Below are 23240 nucleotides of genomic sequence, written 5' to 3'. Positions count from 1 at the left end.
GCGGAAAGGAATCGCTCGACTATGCTGGATTTTCTTCGGATCTACGTCTTGTGGCCGGCGAATTCCAGGACTGGAAGGCTCAACGCCGAACTCATTTCGCGACACTTCGATGGAATTGGCATGGAACGTGACGGGGTTGCGTTCCGCATTCCGGTGCGGTTCAGAAGCGCTCCTTGGGACAACAAATCTCTTTACCCTCGAAAGGTTGATCTCGAGAGAGCACGACACAATGCCGTGGTTCTTCTATACGACGATTACATGAACGCCGACCGCGCCGATTGGGACGGCTACGTAAAGAAGATACGGAGCGAGATGGATCACAGAGGTGGTCGTGACGTCTACATCCCGTTTGGAAGTCCGACCGGGGAGGTGGCATTAGAGTCCGACATGGTTCGCCATACACAGTACGCAAGACGGGATCATTGGAAAAAAACAGTTCCATCGGAAGCCGCCAGAGACGCGCGTCTGTTGTTGCACCTAGTTCTGAAACTTCGGCAGCATGTGCGTACGCTCGTCGGTTCGCCCGCGCAGACGGAGCCTCTGTTTGTAAGTCACGCCAAAGCGGACGGCGATCTCACTGCCAGAGCGATCGTCGATTATGTGAATGACACGACGAATGACGTGCCATTGGAAACCTTTTACGATGCAATGGAACTCTCTCCTGGAGAAGATTTCGAGGCGCGATTTGAGGCAGAAATCTCGCATGGGACGCTCCTTGCAATCGTCTCCGATGTTTATGACACGCGACCGTGGTGCGTCTATGAACTTACAACTGCGAAGAGACACCATCGCCCAATCGTGCTTGCGGACGTGGGCAAGGTGCGTACCAGCCGTACGTATCCTTATGGAGCTAACCTGCCTCGCGTGCGGCTAACGCAAGCTCCTGAGAATTCGACTTGGATAGAACCTCTGTTGGTTGAAACACTTTCGGAGGGCCTTCGATGCGACGTCTTTGAGGCTCACGCCGCTAAAATGCTTGACGCCGCGAACATCCGCGAAGCCGTCGTTCTACCGCGCCCGCCCGAATTGCTAGACATCGTGGATCTGTCCGGTCAGAAGCGCGCTATCATTTATCCCGACCCCCCACTCGGTAGGATCGAGAGCGACATTCTCAACAAGGCGATCCGATATCTTGCGCCCGGCTCCACAGTGTTAAGCTTGGGCGAGGTCAAATGACGCGTCTCGCTGGCCGAGCGGTGGCAATTTCTATCAGCGACGGACCTGATCGACTCAAGCTTGGCTTTCCCGAACGCGAGATCGAGCGCGCGCTGTATTCGATATGCATGGCAGTCGTTAGGGCCGGGGCTCGAGTAGTGTATTCCGGCGACCTACGACCATCGGGTTATACTTTCAAGATATTTCGGCATCTCGCGGGTGCATACGCTGCGCAGGGGGAAACGCCATTCACACACGTCGTCCCGGAACCAGTTCTAAGGGGATCGAAGTTCGATGACTGGCTCGCATCGATGAGAGAAGCCCGCAATACAGCTAAAACGCTGCTCGTCATCGGAGGTGACTTGGTCCCGTTCCGTCTCGCCGCGGACGGACTTTTGGTCGGTGGAGGTGTCGATTCTGCGCCTACGTTGCTAGAAGATGCCACAGCATTCAGCAGGTGGCTGTCTACGCTCGCCCCTGTAGTGGAAGAAATTGCATTTACTGCGGCTCGGGAAGCGGTGTGCACCCTCACGGATGCACGGATCGCGATGGGAGGAAAGATGGGGCTCCAGAACAACGCAAGTGACCTCTATCGCGGAGCGATGCCCGGAATCATCGAGGAAGCCATCCTTAGCCTGGAAGCTCGCAAGCCGTGTGCACTTCTCGGCGCATTCGGTGGGGCGACACGTGACGCTACGATCGCCCTTGGGCTATTGCCTGAAAGTAAACGGGTCCCTCGAGGCCCCCAGGTGGCGTCATATGACGAGGCGATAGCCAGGTTGAGTATGCTCCGTGACGTCATTCCTCCCGCCCTGCGCAATCGACTTGCCGATCTTGCCGACGATGATCGGACGGAATACGTCGCCTCTGCGGTCGCCGATGTTCTGTCTGACTGGCTTGACCTCTGACCATGAGCAGCGGAACCGAATGGACATGGATTGCTCGCGGTTTGGGACGTAAGGGATAGGTAGTTGGCGGGCTTGCGATGCAAGACTGCTGCACTAGTGCCTTCTCGGGTTGGTGTTTGATTTTGGCGGGAGTGTTTCATGACCAATGCTGCAGAAGACAAGACCAGAACGTGGCGCCAAGCTCTCAGCCAGCTCGAACCATCTGAAGAGAGCGCTTTTGGCCCCGACTTCCTCAGAGTCTATGGTGAGCGGCTGTGGCAGCCAAACGATGCGGATCGCAGCGCCGCACATTCCTTGCACGTTGAGCTCATTTCACGCATTGCCACCCAAACTCTTAGCTACAGTGAGGGGGTCGAAGAGCGTGCATTGGGGAGCCTTTTCCGATTGTTTGAAAGGGGAAGGAAAGCAACCGACGCCAATCCGGGCGGAGCTACGTTTGAAACGCTCTTCTGGCATGTGCTCAATTCTCGCGTGCGGCCGTTCACTGCCAAATGGCATCCTCAGAGTGCCTCCGGCGCGCTCAGGGCATTGGACAGCAGTGACGAATTTCGCGCAGGCCTTGCGGACATACAGGGGGCACTTGTCGAATTGGACAAGGTCCTTCAATCCATGGGGTCCCCGCCCGGCTACATTGTTGGTCGGAGTGGCCGGCCGGATCGAGATGCGATCGACAAAGAAATGGCGAAGTCTGTCCATTGGCGTCCGATGGGTGCCACCTCTGGCGAAGAGGTTCAGCTTGCTGAATACGCTGATGCTGAAAAGAGTGAGATCGCGAAACGTCGCGACCGGTATGGACTTGACGCCGCGCGACCCTGGGCGGCCGGTCTTGCTCTGTCCGGCGGCGGCATCCGAAGCGCCACCTTCTCGATGGGCGTCATGGTTTCGCTCGCGAAGAGAAACCTGCTGCATCAGTTCGACTATCTTTCCAGTGTCTCGGGTGGAGGTTATGCGGCGGCGTTCCTGACCCAGCTTCTTGGAAGCGCGAGTGAGCTGCCCGGATTTAGCCTTTCGGACACGGACGCGCCATTCACTCGCGATGAAGGTGAAACCCTGATCCTTCGACGTATCCGACACGGCGCGAGTTACCTTTCGGGATCGTTCTTGGAACGCATCGCTGTATCGATGGCGCAAGCGCAAGGCATCTTTATCAATTTTCTTGTTCTTGCATTGGTGGCCGCCGCAATCGGCTATGCAGACTTTTTGCTTCGTCGTCTCGTTTCGCAAGAAATGGCAGTTGGGATCGCGCTGATTTCTCCCATTCTCCTGCTGTTTGTGTTTGTCGCTACCCCATTGGTTCGAAAGCTTTCCGGCGTAGCTCGCGGCGCGGAAACATGGATGGCCTGGCTTGGCATCATCCTTCTGCTGCCGATCCTATGGGTTGTGTTGGGCGCTGTGCACGTGGGGTGGCAGCCGCTGTTCCAAGGCGCCTATCATCTTCACTTGAGTGTGCCCGAGAAGCTTCCCGATGCGAGCAGGGTCTCGGCGTGGCTGACCGCGCTTGGATCTGTGTCGGCAGTTGCCGGAGCTCTCCTGACGACCTTCAGTAAGGTTAGACCACTTCTCCTGACTGTGCTCGGTGTGTTGTTTTTCGTCTGTTTGGAGGCATTGGCTTTCAACTTCTATGTTGAACTCGATTGGCCCCTAGCGACCGCTGCCTTTGCTGCTTGTGCGTTGCTTTGGGTGTTCCTTTGGGTCGCGGTGGACGTGAACACCACTTCGTTACACGCTTACTACAAGGCAAAACTCTCAGGCTCTTTCCTGATTGGCTCTGATCTCAAGTCGGCAGCTGCCATATATTTGAGTGATTTCAAGCCGGAACTTGCTCTTTTCCCGATTATCAACTGCGCGCTGAATGTTCCAGGCTCCAAGAACCCATCTATGAGAGGTCGGCTTTCCGACATATTCTCGTTGACGCCAATTGCAGTCGGCGCACCTGTGCTTGGATACAGGTCGACCAAAGACTGGGAAAAAGCCAACCCAAACTTAGACCTTGCGACCGCAATGGCGCTTTCGGGGGCAGCTATCTCGCCGCAAATGGGGTTGCGAACAACCCGCTATGCAAGTTTTTGGTTGACGCTGTTGAATCTGCGACTGGGGCTTTGGCTAAAGAGGCCGTCCGAAGGTAAGACAGCAAGTCCTGGCGTTCGGTATCTTTTTCGCGAGTTAACGGCGACGGCGGATGAATGCGGCGAATTTGTCAATGTTTCCGACGGGGGCCATATCGAGAACTTGGGTGTCTACGAGTTGCTGCGACGGCGTTGCCGCTTCATCGTTGCCGTCGATGGCGAGAACGACCCAAAGATGACCTTCCATGCACTCACCAATCTTCAACGGTTGGCATACATCGATTTCGGCATCGTGCTGGAACTGGATTTGGACGACTTGCGGTTAACCCAAACAGGATACAGTAGATCTCATTTCCGATTCTGTCGCATAGTCTATCCGACGGGGCATCAGGATACGACTGAGCAGATCGGCTACCTGATTTACCTCAAACTTTCACTCACGGGAAATGAGGGGGAGTTTTTAAGGCGCTTCAAGTTAGACGAACCCGCATTCCCGCATCATTCAACGGCCGATCAGTTCTTCTCGGAGCCGCAGTTCGAAGCGTACCGAGCGCTTGGTGAACACGTTGGGGAAAAGTTGTTTCTTCCGGCGATTGTCGGCCAACAAGGACTAAACGTCGACTTGGAGGATTGGTTTCGGCAGCTTGGACGCAGTTTGCTCGATGTCCGCCCTGCGGCGACGGGAAGTAAGCCTGCCGCAACGCCGTGACTGAGGCGGGTCTAACGAATAGCCTCTCAATGAATGGGGCAAGCCAGATCTAGAGCTACCGGATCTCGATTCTGGCAAGCTCAAGGAGCTTCTGGTGCCCTCCGACGCAGATACGTGCGCCGCTCTGACGTTTCACCGAGCGCCGTGACTGCCGTCAAGACGACAGCTGCCTACCATCCATTCATCGTCGCGATTCGAATGCGAGAGAAACGTTGTCCCTTGAGGCGATCGATCTTGGGCGCGCTTTCTCGTTCGCTCGCGTTCAACGAGGGGGATATTCCTAACAAGTCCCCGAAACTCGTCTTTTGTTGTATAGGCTACCAAGTCGCCCCTTAGAGTTTGTCTCCAGCACGTTCGTCTATTGGCACTGTCGATTGTAGGACATCCTCTCACGCCGATTTACAATCAAGCGGGCATGCGTCGTGCGCCGTTGATAAGCCGCTTCAATAGCATCGACGAGAACTTGAGTGCTTGCCGGATATTCCATGTGCCTTGCATAGCAGTCTGTGCGTGGCCAATCGGAGGAGAGATTTTCGTTAAAGCGCTCAGGAAAGCTGGTGAAGGTGGGCAATTTAATACCTAGCAACCCGTTCGGTGTCGTATATGCCCCTTGGCGTAAAGACGCCTGAATCTCCCAATCAACATAGCGCCGCGCCCAAGTGCATCGGCCCAGCAGAACAATCGTGACAGTCGAACCAGAAAGAAAGCGCTGCCTAATCCTTGCCATCACGTAATCAGTATTGGTGCTATCAATAACATCACCGGGCATCTCCTCGCCCAAGCCGCGGGCTATAAAGCTATCGCGTTCATGGTCGAAATTGCGAACAAACGCGTTCACCGCTTCTTGGTCCGCGTGATGGTATGAGATGAAACACTTTCGTCTAACTATTGCCACGGCAGCTGTTCTTCGCTTGTGGATCCCTTGGATTCTTTCCGTTCTTGCAAATCCGCGTGCTATTCCCACACTGGCCAAGGCGGCAATATGGTGACCTTGGCGCGAACGAAGTCAATGTGCGGCCGGCGACAGTGGCGCCCGCTGCAAAGGCGAACGGTGATCGCACGTCCGTCGTGTGCCCATCACCGCAAAGCCCGGGTGTGTCCTACTGCGAAAGTCCGCACAGCCTCAAGTTGTGGACTCGAGGCGGGCTGACGATTGGTGATGGCGAGCGACGAGATCTCTACGCGCCCGAATAGCTAACGGCCGCGCTCTCAGGGCTTTTTCTTGTCATCATTACCACCTGCGCCATGCTTCCCGTGCAACAGACGTGCGGCCTCTCGCGTATACGCCGCGATATGTGAGCCTGGCATTGCAACCACCACATGCCCGGTCATGAAGGAATGCGGACTGCACGAGTACTCAAAGCCCTTGGCGTCGCTGGCTTGGGAAAACGCGATCTCTTTCTCCTGATTCTTAGCCAAAAGTCCCGTGTCGAACGTCGGTGCACTCGTTCGGTGAGCGTTGTGCTGGACGTCGTCTCTATTTATCCACTTAACTGTATCGCCGACTTCAATTGCGACTGACTCCGGCACGTACTCAAAGTCCGTGATCTCAACAATTTTTGTCGCCATACCTTCCTCCATCCCGCAACATTGAACGTAGTAATAGATTTCGATTTTAGCTATACTCTTTGCTGATCGATGACTCAAGATGGGAGGGGTGTATGCGTCTCCAGATCATTCCACTGTTGTTTGCTGGTCTCTTGCTCCTTGTCGCAGGCGATGCCAGTTGGGCAAATGGGTCCGACAAATGCGCTGCTTTAACGCCAGCTTCCTCGCCGCTGCCGGATAAGGAGATAGGCATCCTTGTTGAACACGGCAGTCAAGCCGAGGCCGATGCGTATTACGCAACTTTCAAATCGAAGATCAACCTCGATCTTAGCGACGCCACGCAATCCACACTTGACTACCTCGTACAGTCCTACTTCGGCTACGGAGGCCTATCAGCCGCTGACCTTGAGCTACTGGCCTCAAGTGAGCTTATGCCTCGGAATCAGACCCAATTCTTGAAGCTTGCAAGCGAAGTGCGCAATCCGGCGTTATTGAAAGCGAGCCTCGCACTTCATGATTTCACTGGCGATCGGGTGTTAGTGACCAGGTTTTTCGCGCCAAAGATTGTTAACTTCGCCAATCACTCTGACGGTCTCTTCACTGCCGGTTGGCGGAAGCTCGTCCGATTGGATGCTCGGCCGAAATCTCTCGCTGCGGGTGCCGGCCTGCGGCAGATGTATCTGCTGTTCAACTATGTCAGCAACGACGCCGACCCCTTTGCTCAGCCAGATGGGTCGTCGGTTAGGAATTTTTCCAAAAACAATCAAGTAATTCTGATACCTAGAACGTTTAAGAAATGTGAGGAGGACTCGTTGAAGTGGATGGTCTACGGGCCATTCGACAAAGGATACACTATTACAAGCGCGTTGAACGCTGCGTTCGACTTTCCTGGTCCGCAAGATTATTTTGTGCCACGCGCCTGTGCTCAATGTCATGGTCATGACGAGGAATTTGGGGGCGCATTGAAGACAAGTGGTGGTGTAAGTATTTTTCCATACGGAAAGATAAATTACCTCGATAGCGATCAGTGGTATGACGCGTTGTTCTTGGATTTCCCACAGATCGCTATAGGCTCAGCTGATGTGATCTTTGACGGTGGCAAGAACCATTCGTCGCACCAATACCGGAATGCAGAGGGGGTGATTGCGAAACTCAACCGTGGAGCTCGCGATCAAAACGTGCTCGCCGAGCGGCGAACAGGGTCGTTCCAGGTGCGCGCCGTAAAGAAATGGCTCGCACTTCATAACTCTGGTAGTGGACCCCAGAAGCTTGAGACCCGAATTTTGGCCGGCGCGGGCGGGGTGTCTTGGAATCCATCGGACCCATTGGAGATGGAAACCCTAAGGTTGCTGAATAGATATTGCTTCAGATGCCATAGCTCGATGCTGTACAACGTGTTCGACAAGGCCGGTCTGCTCGAGCCATCGGTTCGGATCCCGAAATTTCGCCGAAATGAGGTCGCATCCAGGTTTTACTTGGTCAGTAAAACGAGTGATCCACCGTTCATGCCACAGGGTAGACTATTGGATGACTTGGACCGGCAGAAGTTAGTCGACTACCTAGCGGGACTCAAATAGCGCGGTGACAGCAGCGATCAAGCGACCTGTTTGCTGCCGGTGTCACTCACGCATCGCCGCCTTTTGGCGTGGCATCAAAGGCGGTGGCAGGGATTATGGCCATAAAAGCTCGCCAGAATGGGATCCGATTGATTGTCATCGGAGAAAGTCTCAATGCCAGCCAGCTTCTTTGAGCACACCTGAGCAGCAAGATCGTCGCCAACCTCAATTGTCCAACTGACGTCAAAAACCGTGACCTGGCCGTCATCGGAGGCGGCAAGCACGTGAGTACCATCGCGCGTGAAAACAGAAGATTCAACCGTATTTGCCATGCCAAATCTGACTATTTCCGCCCCTGTTTGGGTATCCCAAACGCGAACGGTGTGATCACCTGAAGCGGTTACCACTCTCGTCCCGTCCACGCTGAAGTTGGCGTCATTCACATCTCCTTCGTGACCTACAAGCTCTTGCGGGAAGGCGCGGCCACTCACTTCCCAAAGTCGCACTCTCCCATCCAGCGATGCGGTTACAACCCTCGATCCATCGGCATTGAAATGCGCTGCAGTGACCGCGCTGGCGTGGGGAAAAGACACCACCTCATCGCCAGATTTGCAGTCCCAAATTCCTGCCCCATTGTGCTCCGAGGCAATGAGTACCTGTTGGCCGTTACCACTGAATTCGACACTTGTAACGCCGACAGCTCCGCGTAGCGGTTGGTGTTCATGCGTCTTAAGATCCAATACCTCTGCTTCCTGCTGGGTGTCGGACGCGACTACAATTTTCGATCCGTCTCTACCGATGTTCACGGACACGCTATTGGCAGGATTTACTGACCCGACGCGAACATTGAGTCCCGTTGCAAGGTTCCAAACCAAAATCGAACCGTCAGCAGAAGCTGTCGCAATATCATTGACCGTCGCGCCAAACGACACGCCCGTGACCTTCGCGTTGCTTCCCGGTAAGGCACGGACTCTGACGAGATGGTTGCTCTGTTCAATTCGCCAAATAACAATTTTCCCATCCAATGAAGTTGTAGCGAGAAGGGTCCCATCCTGGCTTAACGCCATGCTAAGGATGGGTCTTTCGGACGCCTTGACTGTTGGTGGCGTCACATTGGTCACCGCATCCCAAATCCTAGCCGTCCCATCCGTCGATGCGGTGATTAATTGTCGACCGTCGGGACTAAACTGCGCACTTGATACGCTCTTAGAATGACCTCTGAAGACAAATAGTGGGGAGAGCGTTTCTGAGTCCCAAATTCGAGCTGTGTGGTCCGCCGATGCGGTCACGACCAAATGCCCGTCTGGGCTGAAGGAAGCATCTCCGACCGTTCTAAACTGACGGGGAAGCGGTGTCCTCGTCCCGTGCCCCAGATCCCATATGGAGACATTTCCGTCGTCAGATGCGGTGACGACAAGCCTACCATCGGGGCTGAAGCGAGCGCGTCGCACGGGCGCCCCCTTATTCTGAAGGATTGTGTTCAATGCATACGTGCTGGCATCCGCTATGCCGATGAGGCCATCCGATCGACTTATCACAATCGATTTCCCATCTGGGCTGAATTCGGCGCTCGTCGTGTAGACCGTCGAACTGGATGGCGGGTCCAGAGATACGATGCCAAGCTGCGCTCCTGTCTTTGCCCACCAGACGCGGACTGAATCGTCGTCTGAGGTCGTCACAATACGTGTGCCGTCGGGACTAAACGCGCCGGTCCGCACATTCTCGGTATGTCCGACGAGCAATATACTTCCTTTGCAGTCAGGCTCATTGGTATTCCAGACCCAGGCTTTGTCGAAAGGACCGACACTGACCACGTATATGCCATCGTTACTGAAGCGGGAGTCGCGCACCCAAGTGAGATTGGCCTTCGTGTGTTGTTCACCCGTTCGAACTTGAGGGACAACATACTCTTGCCGGCACGTTGTCATCAATTTGTGGGATATTGCATCCCATATCGTCGTTGTGCCAGCCTCAGAGGATGTGACGATCTTGCTGCCGTCCGAACTAAAGGAAACGCTCGTTAGATTTTTGTCACCTTGCAACTTTGCCACAAACGCAGAGAGCTGCGCGGCGCCTTCGACCTTCATCCTGAGGGCTCGTACCCTCGCGTTTGAGGAACCCAGAGCCCAAGGCATGTCGCCCGAATAAGGAAGCCCTTCTAGGCCAATCCGCAGGGCGCGTTCGAGCTCTTGATTGTCGATAGCCTTTTGCGCCTCATTGGTGAGGGATATCGTCTCCTGTTCTCGCCTCAGGCGGTCCGCCAAGATCCCCACTGCCAAAATTCCGACGATGGCTACCGCCACCATGTTGCGACGTCTAGCCTTCGCCTTCCTGTCCGCGCTGGCATATGCTTCAACGAGGTCACTCAGGTTAATTGTGCGAGCCTTGGCGTCGGAGACTAGCTGCGCGCAAATTCTGCTAACTTCTTCCTCGAAGGATCGCACACTGCGCCAGGAACTCATGTCACCAATTCGAGTGGTGGGTAGACTACTGGACCCCGTTTTCGAATCCGATATTGCGCCCAAGAGCATTCGAATTGATCTTTGGACCATCAACCAGACGCTCGACGCCCAGCCGCGCGAGCGGTGAAACCCCCGTAAGTCAAAGTAGATCGAATTGTCCGGTCCGCCCCTGGCGATCAGTGCCTTCGGCATGAATTCTGACTTCTTGTTCTGATCGGGATATGGGCCGTGAGTGTACGTAAGATAGACAGGGCCATCTGGTCGTTCTTTAGCCCACCATTCGATTTCACGGTCGATCCACGGGTGATTGAGCACTCCCGGCCCCGTAAAGACAATCAGCGCGCGTGATTGGCGCTGGTATCCACGGACGACCTGTTCGATCGCATCCTTTCCCTGGTCGTCAGGTTTGCGCCGCGGGAATCTGAAGTCCCGCCCGTCCACGCACAATTCCAGCTCCGAAAGATACTGCGGCGAAATATCCTTACGGCGATGGAAGCCCTCCAGTGCCGTCTCAACCGCGCGGACTAATTCCCCGTCAGGATCTGTCGCGTAGGACGCAAACGCATCGTAGGCGAAGGCGTCAGCCCGCGCCGGGTTCGCAGCTTGACTTTCACTCGGCAAGTCGATCATTCGCCCTCCGGAATACATCTCATCAGGCGCGTTTGGGTTCGTCGAACTAATCAGTACGCATAAGGACGACTGTAGTGAGTTCTGGTGATGGCGGCCAGTTGTCATGACAAAGAGGATTGCGTCAGCCGGACGTGAGTGAAGCACGGGACGTGTGGTAGCCGCTCTTCGGGACGGTGGCTCGGTCCTCACTTGCGGGCTGACGAAGGGTCTATCACGGAGCGTGAACCTGCGTCTTGTGACTGGCGGGGTTGAGAACCGCAGGATACCCACCCCGACGTTGTTCGGGTCGGGCACGTCGTCGGTAGATCGTTCACCGGGTCCGTGCTTCCGCGCCGCCTTTGCCGCTCCGATAGGGTAGGGTCTTTCTGAGAGCGAATCATCGCTCCAATCAGGCATTGGCCAAGCTAGCGAACACAATGAACGTGGCGCCCCCGATCGGAACTTCGCTCGCCATCGACCTCGACTCGGAGACGCCAGGGCGCCGCGCGCTCGCCGGCTTTCTCGTTCAGATATTGAGGAGCGTTCAGCTCGGTCTGGAGATGAGCATCACGCTGTCGCCTATGGACACGGATGCCCAGATGACTCTGCATCTCGAACCCGTCGACGGCGGCGACCATAAGGTTCTCGGCGCTGCCCGCGACATTGTCGAACAGGTAAAGATGCGCACCGAACGGGGCAAATGGTCTAGCGGCGAGGTTGCATCAAAGGTGTTTCCCGATCTGCTGCGCGCGGTTCATCTCGGCGCCGACCAGACGTTTCGCTTCGTCACGAACAACGGGAGTGGCCTTGCAGCGCTTCAGGACTATATTGCATCGCGTGGGCAGCTTACGGGCAAGCCACATCGGTGGGGCGGCCAGCGCCTCACGACCGCCGAGTTTGAACAACGTCTCGCGAAATCCGCTGGCCTGAACCAGGTGACGGCCGAGCTGCGTCATCTGCTGGATCGACTTGAAATCCGCGTTTTCGATCCAGCGGCGGTACAGGACGAGATCGACGAGGCGCTCGCGCCGCTCATCGAGCCTGGTGAGCACGCAAGCGACAAGCGCCTCCAGTTGCTTGGGCATTTGATGATGCTTGCAACGAACGGAGCAAAGCTCTCGCCCCAAGAGCTGCTCGCCCTGGTCAGTCCGCGGGCACATCGCCTGCTTTCCCACATTCAGTCCCTGCCGACTCTGCTTGCCCGTCATCTGGAAGAGGATGCTCGCCTCATCGGCTGCCGTCGGCAACAACAGGTGCGTCGGGCCTTGCCAGAGATCGAGGCTGATCTCGCCGTCCTTTCTGGAGAGTCCGGACAAGGCAAGACATGGTCACTGGCGCAGCTTGCTTTCGAGCAGATCGATCGCGGAGAGCTCGCGATTCTCATGCGCGCGCCCGCTACAGTCGAGAACGTTCTCGACTTTGTCAGTGAGCGGATATGGCAACCGGCACATCCGGATCGCGCGAGCATTGCGGTCATGGCCGCAACTTTGCGTGAAGCGCTCCGCCGCGCCGGCGAGACCTGGCTAACCCTCTATATCGATGATGTGCAGGACCGGAACTTCGCCGAGCGGCTCGCGCGATTGAGATGGCACGAACATGGCGTGCGCATTGTCGTCTCGGCGCAACCGCGCATCATGGAGGCGCTTCGCTTGGTTCGCCAGGAATTGCAGATCATCGATATCGGCAATTTTCGTAGCACGGAACTCCGCCGGTTCCTGACGCTGAACGAACGTGCCATGTCGCTGGAAACGATGCCCGACGATGTTTTCGAGCTGCTCCTCAAGCCCGTACACGCCAGTATCTTCGTTCAACTGCCCAAGTCCGATGTCTGGTCAAGTGTGTCCGAGTATCAGCTCTTCAACACCTATTGGGACCATGCATGCCTGATTGCCCGCGAGCAATCCGATCATCCCAGCGACCATCATTGCCTGAGATCGCTCGCCGCCCAACTGCTGACGGGACAAAGTCACTATCCCTGGCGCGTTGTCGACTTGCGGACTGCGGGGCTCGACGATCCAGCGATCCTGCGGCTGGAGCAGGTCGGACTATTGCGTCGGCCGGATCGCGACCGCTTCGCTTTCACCGTCGACCGTATGCTGAACTGGGCGGTCGCGGAAGCGTTAGTCGACACCATACTGGAGGATGGATCGCCTCACACGGAAGTCGAAGCCCGTCTTGCCGCGGTTGACAGCTTGCAAACGAAGAGCGGCGAGGCGATTGGCTTCCGTTTGGGCTACGTCTATTTCGACGCGCTGTGGCTGCTCGTGGCCGAGAGCAAGGCTGAATTCGTTGCAAAGCTGATCCGTGAGCATGTCGAGCGGCTTTCGCCGGAACTGCAGGGGGAGGGTTTGTGGACAGACGGCTTCGGCACCCTGGGCCCGCGCATCCTCCCCGCCCTTGAACATCTCGCCGCCGAAAACCTCGATGAGGAGCGTGACGGAGAAATCCTGAGGAACCTTCCGCTGGCCCTGGCCGCCATTGCGGTCTCGGATACAGGGGCTGTCGAGGAACTGACCGAGCGTCTGATCACTTCGAAAGTCGAGCATCAGGTCGACATTGGACTTCGCACGGCCCACATGGTGTCCGCAGCCGCGGCGCTTGACGCTATCTGGTGTGAACACCTCGCGCGCATGGCCGCCTATGAACTGGCCAGCAAGGCTTCTGACGTCGAGGCGAAATCGGTCGCGATTTACCGCCGTGGTTTGAGTTCCGATGCGTTGCGGCCGGCTATTGCGTCAGCCCCGGAGTGGCTCGAAAAGAAGCTGGCCGTCGAAACGGATGCAACTGCTCTCGATCAACTGCTCTGGTGGCTCAAGGACGAAAAGTCCGTCGACGGCGATACGGCGGTAGCGATCTGGAGCAGGTGTCGCGATCGGTTGGTAGCCCTGATACCGGCGTCGAGCACTGGGCTCATAGAGGCAATCGGCCATTTCCGAGAGACGGCCTTGAGCACGGTGCTCGATGCGGCCGCCGCCGATACACAGGCGTTGATGCCCCAGCGTGTCTTGCGAAGTCGCGCCCGGCTTGCCCCACAAGATGCCATGCGGCAGCTGGCCGAAGGTAACGACCAATACGGCTGGCAAGCTTCAAGCTGGTGGTTCGACCAACTGGCGGCGGCCGATCCGGAAGGCCTCGCCGCTGCAATCCGCCTGCGTGCGTATCGAAGCGATGATCCATTGAGCGAGCTCATCTTCTACTATCGCAACCGGCCCGAGGCGATGGATGCGGCGACGCTCGACGAGGTACTCGACGCCTTTGCCGAAAAGCTTCGCGCCTTCAACGAGACAGGAAATCCCTCCCGGGAAGAGGGGCGTTTGCATCACCCGTTGGATTTCCTGCCCCGCCTTAGCGAACCGTGGCAGTTCGACAAACTGAGAGATCGTGCGGGTACGGCGCTCGAGGCCGAATTGCTGGTGTTCGCCGCAAAGCGTCGCGGGCGCATCGATATGGCGCGCGACGTAACGGGCGGCCATTGCGAGCGCATTCTCGCAATGATCGCCGGAAGCGGATTCGATGACCTGGTGGTCGCCGAGCTGGAAAGATCCAATAATTTCGGTCGCCAGGATGGCTACATCGCCGCGCGCTGGTCTGATGACCACACGGTGAAGACGTCGCTGTCGGCAGCGCCGGGCGATCCTGACTCTCAATCCGTTGGCCAACTCCTGCGCATGGAAGCGCTCGCCGTCCACAGTTGCGACGCCCTCATCGAGCGCATGATCCGAGCTGGCACCCCAATGTACCTGAATGCCTCGGAAATCCGCTCGTCAAACGGCCGGGACACCTCGGCGCTCCGCGCTCGTATCATGGACCTTCTCGCTGATGGCGATGCGCAGTCTCTCGACACCTCCGCGGCTCTGACGGGCTTCCTCGGTGCAGTGGAGGACGCGGTCCCCTTGGTCGCGATCTTCCTGCGACCGGCGACTTCTCAGCAGGTCAGGCTGAGGATTCTGGCCTCGTTTCGCGCGCTGGGCTTCTACACGCCCGAACTGCTCCCACTGGCGCGGCAGATGATTGCCGGGCAGATCCATCAGGAGGCTCAGTTCGTCGCAACCTACCTCGCCAAGGACGGCGATGACGAAGCCCGACGCGCAGTCATCGATTGGCTATCGCGGCAGGACATAGGAAGCTCATCATGGTCGCGTCAAAGTTACCTGGGCGCGCTCATCGACCATCCCGACGGCAAAGCAGCGGTCGTCGAGTTCCTTCGGCGCTCGCGGGTGAATGGACACCTGATCGTCGACGGAGGTCTGTTGCGCCTGCTCGCCGAGGCGGGCGACAGTCGCGCTCGAGACGATCTGCTGCGCGCCGCCTACCGCTACTCGGGCTTTGAGCGGGGGAACGCGATCGGAGCCATTCATTATTTGCGAAACGAGGATCCCGACGAAGCCTATTTCGCTGCACAGCGCCTGCTCACGCGCCACAAAGTGCCGGCTGCCGCCGAGCTGATGCTGGAGATCGAACCGGATCGCGCCGGCCCCGAACTGCTTCGCCGCTACAGAGACGCAAAGCCTTCCCTCCGCCTTGAGCTCGAACGGCGGCTGCGCGTGCACCTTGGGGGCGAGAGGCTGGCAACGCTGCTCGTCCCGCTGGCGAGCTCACAGCGGTCGAAGGACCGGGTTTTGGCGGCCCAGATAGCAGCCGTCGTTCCTTCAGCCGTGGCGGTGCCCTGGCTTGACCAGATCGCAACCGAAACTTTGCCTGCTGTAGTTGACGCCGCCCGCGCGGCGCTGCGTCAACGCCGTCTTGAAGCGGCTGCGCTGTCGCATCGCGATTTGCTGTCCCAATCGCCGAAGCCGCTTCAATGGGCTCGGTTGGCAAAGATCATGGAAGTCGTCGACCCATATTATCTTTGGGCGCGCAACGATCCCGCAAGCCTTAGGCCCGTGTTTGACGCGCTCCCATATGAGTTTGTCGTCGAGGCCCGCCAGCTGCGTTCACGGCTTCTCAAGGACCGGGAGAATGCTGCGTCCAACGCGGATAAGGACCGTTGACGCGCGCCATGGCCGGGCAGCTGTTGGTTATGCGTCTGAGCTAAAAATGGCCCGGGGCTTGCCGTCAGGGCATTGGCTTCGTCATTGCTAGAACGATCACATCGGCAGTCTCAGCTCGGTTTCCGCCGGTCGCGAGAATTCTAACGCCCCGGCATTCCTCGCGGCGAGTTCGACCCGCCGCTTGGCATTGAGTGTGAAGATTCATCTACTGGTTCAGGAGGGAAGCCCATTCAAAGCACGCCTTCCTGCATCGGCGCCGCCTACAATCTGACTGGGGGCCCACCAGCGGTCGCGAGCATTTCCCACGTCAGGTCATGAACGGAGGTTAAAAGGCGAGTGCCGTACTGCGCATCGAGCTTGGCCTGTCGGCTGAGATTCACGAACTGCTTTTCGGCCACGATAATGTCGACAAGTGGTAGCGTCGTGATGAAGGCGGCCATGTCGCGCAGGTCGTTCTCGTTGATCTCGCGGGGTTGGTCCTCCAGGCGTACCGCCAATTGCCGCTCGACATTCATGATTGGAACCTCAGCCACCAGGCTCTTTCCCATCTTGGCTCCGATGTCTCCGGCATCTTTCCACGGCAAGCCGTAGCGTCGTCCCAGCCCCAGAATGTAGTCGAGCTCGTCAAGCATGATATGAGCGCTATAGGCGCGCAGTCGCAGAGCGAAGTTCTCGCCGGCCACCCGCTGGCGACGAATCGCCATGCGAGCAAGCAAGGCCCGCGAATCGGCCGAATACCGACGCACGGCTTCCTTGCGCACTAGCGCGTCGTCCCTAACGAGGTAATCGAACAAGGTGTCCTGCGGGTTTCGTCGTATGTGATCGACCACCGCCGGGGACATCACCTCATCGAAGGCGCCGGAAGCGTGCTCGGCGACCGTCTCGAACCAGAGATCGGACAAGAACCAATCGCCAGACACTGCCGGCGCCGGGACGCTGGTCGCCTCGGATATCCGGCGCAGCAGCATCACCTCCAGAATCTGGCGCCGTGCGCGCAGAACCTTGCCGCCGCTGATAGTCGCTTGGACATGCGCAAGGTGTGCTCGGCGCACCGGAATGTCGACCTTCATGGTCTCGTATTGGTTGGTGAAACTTAGAGGCGTGACGATGTGGCCGGCCTTTAGCGCTTCGATCACGACGGTCAGGGTGGCGTGCTCGCGGGGATACTCGGTTTTGTCCCAAGCCCCACGGGCTAGGGCAATCCAGGCGTTCTGATCGAGATAGAGGACCTTCGGTCCGCGTTCCACGGTGCCCCTCCTGGTGAAATATAGTCCCGTAGGCGAGAATCTTGGTCGGCCGCCCGATCAGGCGCTTTGGGCTAGAATCGCTCTCGAGGCTAGGAAACCTGCTCGGCCTCGGACTCCGTCGAGCTGTCAAAGGCTCTCGCCAATCCGATCGCGTCGTAAGGATTGGTGTCCCAGGTCTCGATCATGCGGCTGACAAACAGGCATTGTGATCGCCCCGACTTTGCAAGCACATGCTCGACCAGTCTTCGAAGACCGTCGTCGCGTTTCGCTCGATCCTTGCGGCGAAGGATGTGGAAGACGATGACGAGGTCGGACGCGTCGTCTGGGGGCACTACAAACGCGTTCAAATGATCTGGATCGGTGGAGGCTTGCGAAACCATCAGCCGCAACTCTTCGAGAGATTCGACGCATGCGGCTTGGTCATCGACGTCCCCGACGCTGAGAAGACCCATGGACATTGTCGTCCACCCTCGGGGTTGGCGTATCTCGAGCTGGTGGAGGAGCGCCTCGAAGAATGGATCAAGTCGTGGAACGGGTTTCGCGCTCGGATGTCCAATTTCAATGTTTTGGTAGTAGAGATCGACGTCCCGCGACATTTCGGTGATGACGAGACGATGACGACCGTGGGTCGTGGGCATCACGAAATTGGTGGCGAGATACAGTCCCAGAAAATCCAGCTCAAAGCCGACGACGTCAGCAAACTTCTGCACCTGTGTGCGACGGCTGAAATAATGCAGAAACTGCGATGGGCGCCCAAGGATGTCCGCGACGCAGGTAAGATCGGCGATATTGAGCGTCGGCGCAAGCTCAAGTTGTTCGGACACCCAGCCGGCGGCCTTCAACTCCCTTTCAGCCGAGGCTAGCACGGTTAGATCGTCCAGTGTGACCGAAATCCGGATGACTGTGTCGATTTCCGCTGGGTCGATGCCAAGACTGCGCGCGACAGCGAGCGCACTATGATCGCCGCCACGCGCCCGAGTGATCACATTTTCTAGACGTGAAGATTGAACAGCGGGACCGGCGATCAGATCGACGACGTGATGCCGTACGCGATCTGGCGCACCTCGCAAGCCTTGCGGTGTCAGAGCGGCTGATTTGCACTCCGCGATCAGCACCGTCCGATCCAGCACCGCCAGAACATCGGTTTCGAAGTCTTGCCCCTGCCATCTCCATTTGGCCGCGGACTTTATCGAGGCTCCGGGCAAGGCCTGACTGATAATTCGGAGTGTCTCCTGTTCCAGAAAGATCGACCGTCGCTTTTCTAGGGCCACCTTGAGGCCAGCTTCCTCGCAGAGGGCGCGAAGGATCTGATGGAGGAAGCTGACTACTGTTTGCGGGAAGGCAAAGAAGTACTGGTCTCCTGACTTGATTCCGGGTTTCGTCCATACCGGGTTGCCGAGAAAGAGATGGTCGGGGTTTGCTGCTGATAGGTCGCCCGGTTGGAAGCTAAGGCGATCCAGAACCGTTCGCGTCTGCGTCTCGGAAAGGCCGCTTGTTGCGGCGATAGACGCCACAGGCGCGATCGAAGTGACGACCAACCAACGGTCGGCGTGAGAAAGCAGACGTGCGCGAACAGACTCAAGAGGTTCTCGAGGGTCGAGAGCGGAGAGAAAGTTCGCCGGATCGCCGGCCACGCCAGGAAACCGGTCGAAGAAATCGTTGACCAGTTCGGGCATCGCTTGGGCTTTGAAAATGTCCTTCAGCAACCGGAAGCGCTCGTTAACCTGGGCTTCGATGCCCGCCACGGCGTGCTCGGCCACTGCGATGACATCGAGAGCGCCAAATCCGTGATGCTCGCGCATCTTCGCGTTGAGTGGCTCGTAAAGGTCGTACAGGATTTGAAGCATCACCCTGTAGGGACCCCAGTTGCGCACCATCTGAGTGTGTACGCGCAGGCGTTCCTGCAGCAACAGCTTCGTGGCTATCAAAGAGTCAGTTACGGCTTCCGCAGCAATTACGCGCTTTGCCGAGAAAGCTGTGGCGAGTCTAAGCGTAGTGTCGATCGTCTTCTGAATATCCACCGGTTCCGCGGGCTGTTGTCCCCATTCGTCAGCTGGCAACGTCAAGGCAATGGCTTGTAGGAGCTCGAGATGATGCTGAGACGCTCCCTCGATCATTGACTTGCCCACGACCCCTTGAGGTCCTACGGCGGTGTGAAGACCCCAACCCGCGAACACCGCAATCAGATGGAGTGGGTAGTAGGTTCGAAGCAGAGTTAGCAAGCTCTCCATGAGTTCGGGAAACGCTGCAGCCTCGAGGCCGGCTCTTTGGCGTTGTTCGGCCCCGATGGCTTGAACGGTCTCGGCATCTAGCAGACGGAAGAAGGCTGCTCCCGCCGTCTCGTCCTGAAGCCCGCTCTCTTCGCCCTGCAAGTTCGCCCTCCGTTTGCGTTACTTACTGTATCTGGAAGTTGGCTCCTATTCATTACTTGGGTGACGGAATCCTACTCAGCTAAGATCGCGCGCCGAATCCCTGTTCCGGCTGCACGACAGCGGGGCATTCGCGACCTCGCCGACGCAAGTCACATACAGGGGAGAGATGGTCTTGGCCATCTCTCCCCCGCGAATGCCGCCTGCGCAGAGCGGGGCCGCCCGCTCGCAGGGCGGCGAATGATTTTCAGCGCTTGACCTGATCCGACGCGCCCCGCTCGACGCGCAGCCCAGCTCCGCTCGCCGGCATTCGCCCCCCTCTCTGCCGCGCGCTCACGCGCCCCCGAAAGGCATGCCGAGGGGCATGCCTTCGGCATGTAACGTGAAAGGACCAGAACCATGACAACCAATGAAACGATTGCGAAGACCGCAGCTGCCAGCGAGAGCGGCACGGAGGTTTTCATTCCACTGAACAAGCTGAAAAAGTCGCCCCGCAATGCGCGCAAAACCCCGCACAGCGGGGCGATCATCGAAGCCTATGCCGCGAGCATCGCCGCCAAAGGCATCCTGCAAAACCTAGTGGTGGAGCCGGAGCTTGACGGGGAGGGAGCAGAAACCGGCTTCTATTTTGTCAGCATCGGCGAAGGCCGCAGGCTGGCGCAATTGCTGCGCGTGAAGCGCAAGCAGATCAAGAAGACCGAACCGATCCGCTGCGTCGTTGACACCGTGAACGATGCGCACGAGATCAGCCTGGACGAGAACATCACCCGCGAGGATATGCACCCCGCAGATCAGTCCGAGGCGTTCCGCGAGCTTCACGAGGAACGTGGATGGGGTGCTGAGGAAATCGCCGCCCGCTTCGGCATTACCGCGCATGTCGTGCGGCAGCGCCTGCGGCTCGGCGCGGTCAGTCCCAAGTTGATGCAGGTCTATCGCGACGGCGACCTAACGCTTGACCAGTTGATGGCTTTCGCCATCACCGACGATCACGCCCGGCAGGAACAGGTTTTCGAAAGCCTCACCTACAATCGAGAGCCCTACATCATCCGCCGCGAACTGACGCGGACGCATGTTGCAGCGAACGACCGGCGAGCCGTCTTCATCGGCGCTGAAGCCTACATGGAAGCTGGTGGCGCCATCCTGCGCGACCTGTTCACCGAGGATCGTGGCGGCTTCTACGAGGATGCCGCTTTGCTCGACCGCTTGGTGATCGAGAAGCTCCAAGGCATCTCGGAAAGCGTCAGGCAGGCCGAAGGCTGGAAATGGGCTGATGTCCATATCGACTATCCGCACGCACATGGCCTGCGCCGCACCTACCCGCAGCCGGTGGATTTGTCGGACGAAGATAAAGCCGCCTATGCAACGGCATCCGACGAGTTCAACCGGCTCACGGAAGAATGGGATAGCGCTGAGGAACTGCCCAACGATATCGATCAGCGTTTCGGTAAGCTTGAAGCCGAAATCGAGCGCATCGACGCTCTGCGTCACGCCTTCGATCCCGATATTGTTTCGCGTGGTGGCGTGTTCGTCGTCCTTTCCCACGACGGAGCGGCGCGCATCGAACGTGGCTTCATCCGCGCCGAGGATGAGCCGGCGGGTCCGGAAGCGGAAACGCGCTCAGACGGCGAAGGCTACGCCGTCAACGACGATGGTGAGATCATCGAAGCGGGCATCAGTTCGGATTCCGATGGTGGCAGCGATGAGGACGCGGAGGACGACGGCAAGCCGCTGTCCGATCTTCTCATTCGCGACTTGACCGCTCATCGCACGCTTGGGCTTCGCCTCGTGCTTGGCGAGCAGCCGGACATCGCCCTTATCGCAGTCACCCATGCGCTTGCCGCGCAGACCTTCTACCAAGGCGCAGAAGCCCACTGCCTCGAAATCCGCCCAACCAGCGTCTATCTCGCCGGTCACGCGGACGGCATCGAGGATACGGCGGCAGGCAAGGCACTGGCGGATCGGCATGCGGAGTGGGCTGCCGACATACCTCACGATGTGGCTGACCTGTGGGGCTTCATTGCCGCTCTCGACCATGCCAGCGTCATGGCGTTGTTCGCGCATTGCGCCTCGCTCACCGTCAATGCCGTAAAGCAGCCATGGGAGCGCAAGCCGCGCGCCCATGAGACTGCGGACAGGCTGGCGACGGCGGTCAACCTCGACATGACGGCACATTGGAGGCCGACCGTCCGGTCGTATCTCGGGCGTATCACCAAGGCACATATCCTCGATGCCGTATGCGAGGCGGTTAGCGACGAGGCGGCCGACAGGCTTTCGGACCTGAAAAAGCAGCCAATGGCGGCAGCCGCCGAGCAGTTGCTCGCCGGAACCGGCTGGCTGCCTGCGATCTTGCGCACAGAGCAACCTGCAATGTCCGTTGAACAACAGGACGAGGCAGCAGATGCAAGTTTGGTGGACGTTTCCGAACTGGATACGAAATCCGCTCACCCCGGTACGCCCGAAGAAACCGAGGCCTTCAACGTCGCTGCCGAGTGAGACGCAACGGGCGGGGGCCGCCATGCGGCTTCTGCCTATGCTTCAAGAATTTTCGGCCGCGCCATTGGCGCGGCCGGAGACCTCGACCGCCAGAGGTCAGAAATCGCAGACCGATAACTGTCAAGAACGTCGGCGATCGTAGCCTCGACGCTGTCCTTCCGACGATGTGCATCACCAGCCACGGCGCATCGTCGTTCATGCTAACGATCAGCCGTTTACCGCATCCTTGAGCGCCTTTGCCGGCTGAAAGACGACCTTCTTCGAGGCGGCAATCTTGATCGTGGCGCCAGTTGACGGATTGCGGCCCTCACGGGCCGGCTTGTTCTGCACCTTAAACTTGCCGAAACCGTTGAGACTGATTTCTTCGCCTTTGGCAGCAGCCTCCGAAATGCCTTTCAGCACATCCTCGACAACGGTCTTCGCTTGCGCTTTCGACAGGCCATGCGCGTCAGCAAGGCGGTCGGCAATATCGATCGTGTTTACAGCCATCGTTTCCATCCCTTCTGAGTTGGTTCAACGATTGGCCTTATGGCACAGGCAATTCCACACTGTCATCGCGTCAAGGAACGGAATCCGGTGCAAACCAACGCTCGAACCGGGAATTTCCACCACTCTTATCGCGAAAGTCACGCAGCGCATCACCTCGGCATCAGACGCCCGGTGTGGAGGCGACCCTCTCCCAGCAATGCCTCACCGTGCGTGAGGCGTGACCGCAGCGGGATCATTCGGCCATGCGGTGGAGGATCAGGTGTGACGCGGCTATCCTCGCCTTCGATCTCAAATCAGACTTGCACCGAATCGACGTGAGACAGGAAATCGTCACGGCATTTGGCGGCTTGGAGGCCGCTGCCCTCAGCAATCAATTGGTCGCCTTCGGTGCTGCTCCGAACGCGATGACGATTCAGCCCAAAGATTAGGGAAATCGGACATCCCTTCTTCACCGGTTGGAGTAGGACCAACACCGCCCTGGCGCGGGAGGAAGCGTCTTTGACCGAAATAGAGAAGCGCAGCGGCGCAAGCGACAATGGCCGTGACTGATCTTTGCCACTGTGGCGTTCCTTCCGCGTATTCTTTCCAAGCCACGCCCACGGCGTCCTCGAATGGATTGGGTCTGACCAAGATCGCCT

Annotated in this window: 12 protein-coding genes; 6 read left to right on the top strand and 6 right to left on the bottom strand. The window is 58.0% G+C overall.

The features are described from left to right. Positions 1-21 precede the first annotated feature (21 nt). From ACSQ3L_RS28800 to ACSQ3L_RS28790, 3 genes are all read left to right on the top strand, one after another. Entirely contained in the window at positions 22-1176 is a 1155-nt protein-coding gene (locus ACSQ3L_RS28800; protein WP_436162990.1) for a toll/interleukin-1 receptor domain-containing protein, read from the top strand. Then, positions 1173-2063, top strand: a complete 891-nt coding sequence (locus ACSQ3L_RS28795) for a hypothetical protein (RefSeq protein WP_436162989.1) — start codon at positions 1173-1175, stop codon at positions 2061-2063. Before ACSQ3L_RS28800 ends, ACSQ3L_RS28795 begins: the two co-directional genes overlap by 4 nt. 138 nt (positions 2064-2201) lie before the next feature. Further along, positions 2202-4838 carry a hypothetical protein gene (locus ACSQ3L_RS28790; RefSeq protein WP_436162988.1) on the top strand — a complete coding sequence of 879 codons (2637 nt, stop codon included), beginning with the start codon at positions 2202-2204 and terminating at the stop codon, positions 4836-4838. A 358-nt stretch (positions 4839-5196) separates the two neighbouring features. On the opposite strand, the gene ACSQ3L_RS28785 is transcribed toward ACSQ3L_RS28790, so the two are convergent. Beyond that, a complete protein-coding gene (locus ACSQ3L_RS28785; protein WP_436162987.1) occupies positions 5197-5733 on the bottom strand; it encodes a TIR domain-containing protein in 537 nt (178 codons plus the stop codon). Positions 5734-6047: 314 nt separating this feature from the next. Beyond that, the gene (locus tag ACSQ3L_RS28780; protein WP_436162986.1) at positions 6048-6407 is read right to left on the bottom strand and encodes a plastocyanin/azurin family copper-binding protein; all 360 of its coding nucleotides are present in this window, start codon (positions 6405-6407) and stop codon (positions 6048-6050) included. Between the two features lie 92 nt (positions 6408-6499). Between ACSQ3L_RS28780 and ACSQ3L_RS28775 the strand changes: the two genes are divergently transcribed. Then, a complete protein-coding gene (locus ACSQ3L_RS28775) occupies positions 6500-7963 on the top strand; it encodes a hypothetical protein (RefSeq protein ID WP_436162985.1) in 1464 nt (487 codons plus the stop codon). A gap of 74 nt (positions 7964-8037) precedes the next feature. On the opposite strand, the gene ACSQ3L_RS28770 is transcribed toward ACSQ3L_RS28775, so the two are convergent. After that, the gene (locus ACSQ3L_RS28770) at positions 8038-11034 is read right to left on the bottom strand and encodes a hypothetical protein (protein WP_436162984.1); all 2997 of its coding nucleotides are present in this window, start codon (positions 11032-11034) and stop codon (positions 8038-8040) included. A 416-nt stretch (positions 11035-11450) separates the two neighbouring features. Between ACSQ3L_RS28770 and ACSQ3L_RS28765 the strand changes: the two genes are divergently transcribed. After that, complete coding sequence (locus tag ACSQ3L_RS28765; RefSeq protein ID WP_436162983.1) at positions 11451-16004, top strand: hypothetical protein; 4554 nt, start codon at positions 11451-11453, stop codon at positions 16002-16004. A gap of 260 nt (positions 16005-16264) precedes the next feature. Here the strand turns inward: ACSQ3L_RS28765 and ACSQ3L_RS28760 are convergent, their stop codons facing one another. Both ACSQ3L_RS28760 and ACSQ3L_RS28755 read right to left on the bottom strand, forming a co-directional pair. Further along, positions 16265-17251 (bottom strand): hypothetical protein, encoded by a 987-nt coding sequence (locus ACSQ3L_RS28760; protein ID WP_436162982.1) that lies wholly within the window; start codon positions 17249-17251, stop codon positions 16265-16267. Positions 17252-17340: 89 nt separating this feature from the next. Next, complete coding sequence (locus ACSQ3L_RS28755) at positions 17341-19623, bottom strand: hypothetical protein (RefSeq protein ID WP_436162981.1); 2283 nt, start codon at positions 19621-19623, stop codon at positions 17341-17343. 396 nt (positions 19624-20019) lie between these two features. Between ACSQ3L_RS28755 and ACSQ3L_RS28750 the strand changes: the two genes are divergently transcribed. After that, the gene (locus tag ACSQ3L_RS28750; protein ID WP_436162980.1) at positions 20020-22113 is read left to right on the top strand and encodes a ParB/RepB/Spo0J family partition protein; all 2094 of its coding nucleotides are present in this window, start codon (positions 20020-20022) and stop codon (positions 22111-22113) included. Between the two features lie 207 nt (positions 22114-22320). On the opposite strand, the gene ACSQ3L_RS28745 is transcribed toward ACSQ3L_RS28750, so the two are convergent. After that, positions 22321-22602 (bottom strand): HU family DNA-binding protein, encoded by a 282-nt coding sequence (locus ACSQ3L_RS28745; RefSeq protein ID WP_436162979.1) that lies wholly within the window; start codon positions 22600-22602, stop codon positions 22321-22323. Positions 22603-23240: the final 638 nt, after the last annotated feature.

Origin of the sequence: Mesorhizobium sp. LjRoot246 (genome assembly GCF_964254115.1) — a bacterium.
Lineage (GTDB): Bacteria > Pseudomonadota > Alphaproteobacteria > Rhizobiales > Rhizobiaceae > Mesorhizobium.
The sequence above is the reverse complement of the archived record's forward strand: the minus strand, read 5'-3'. Positions and strand labels throughout refer to the sequence as shown.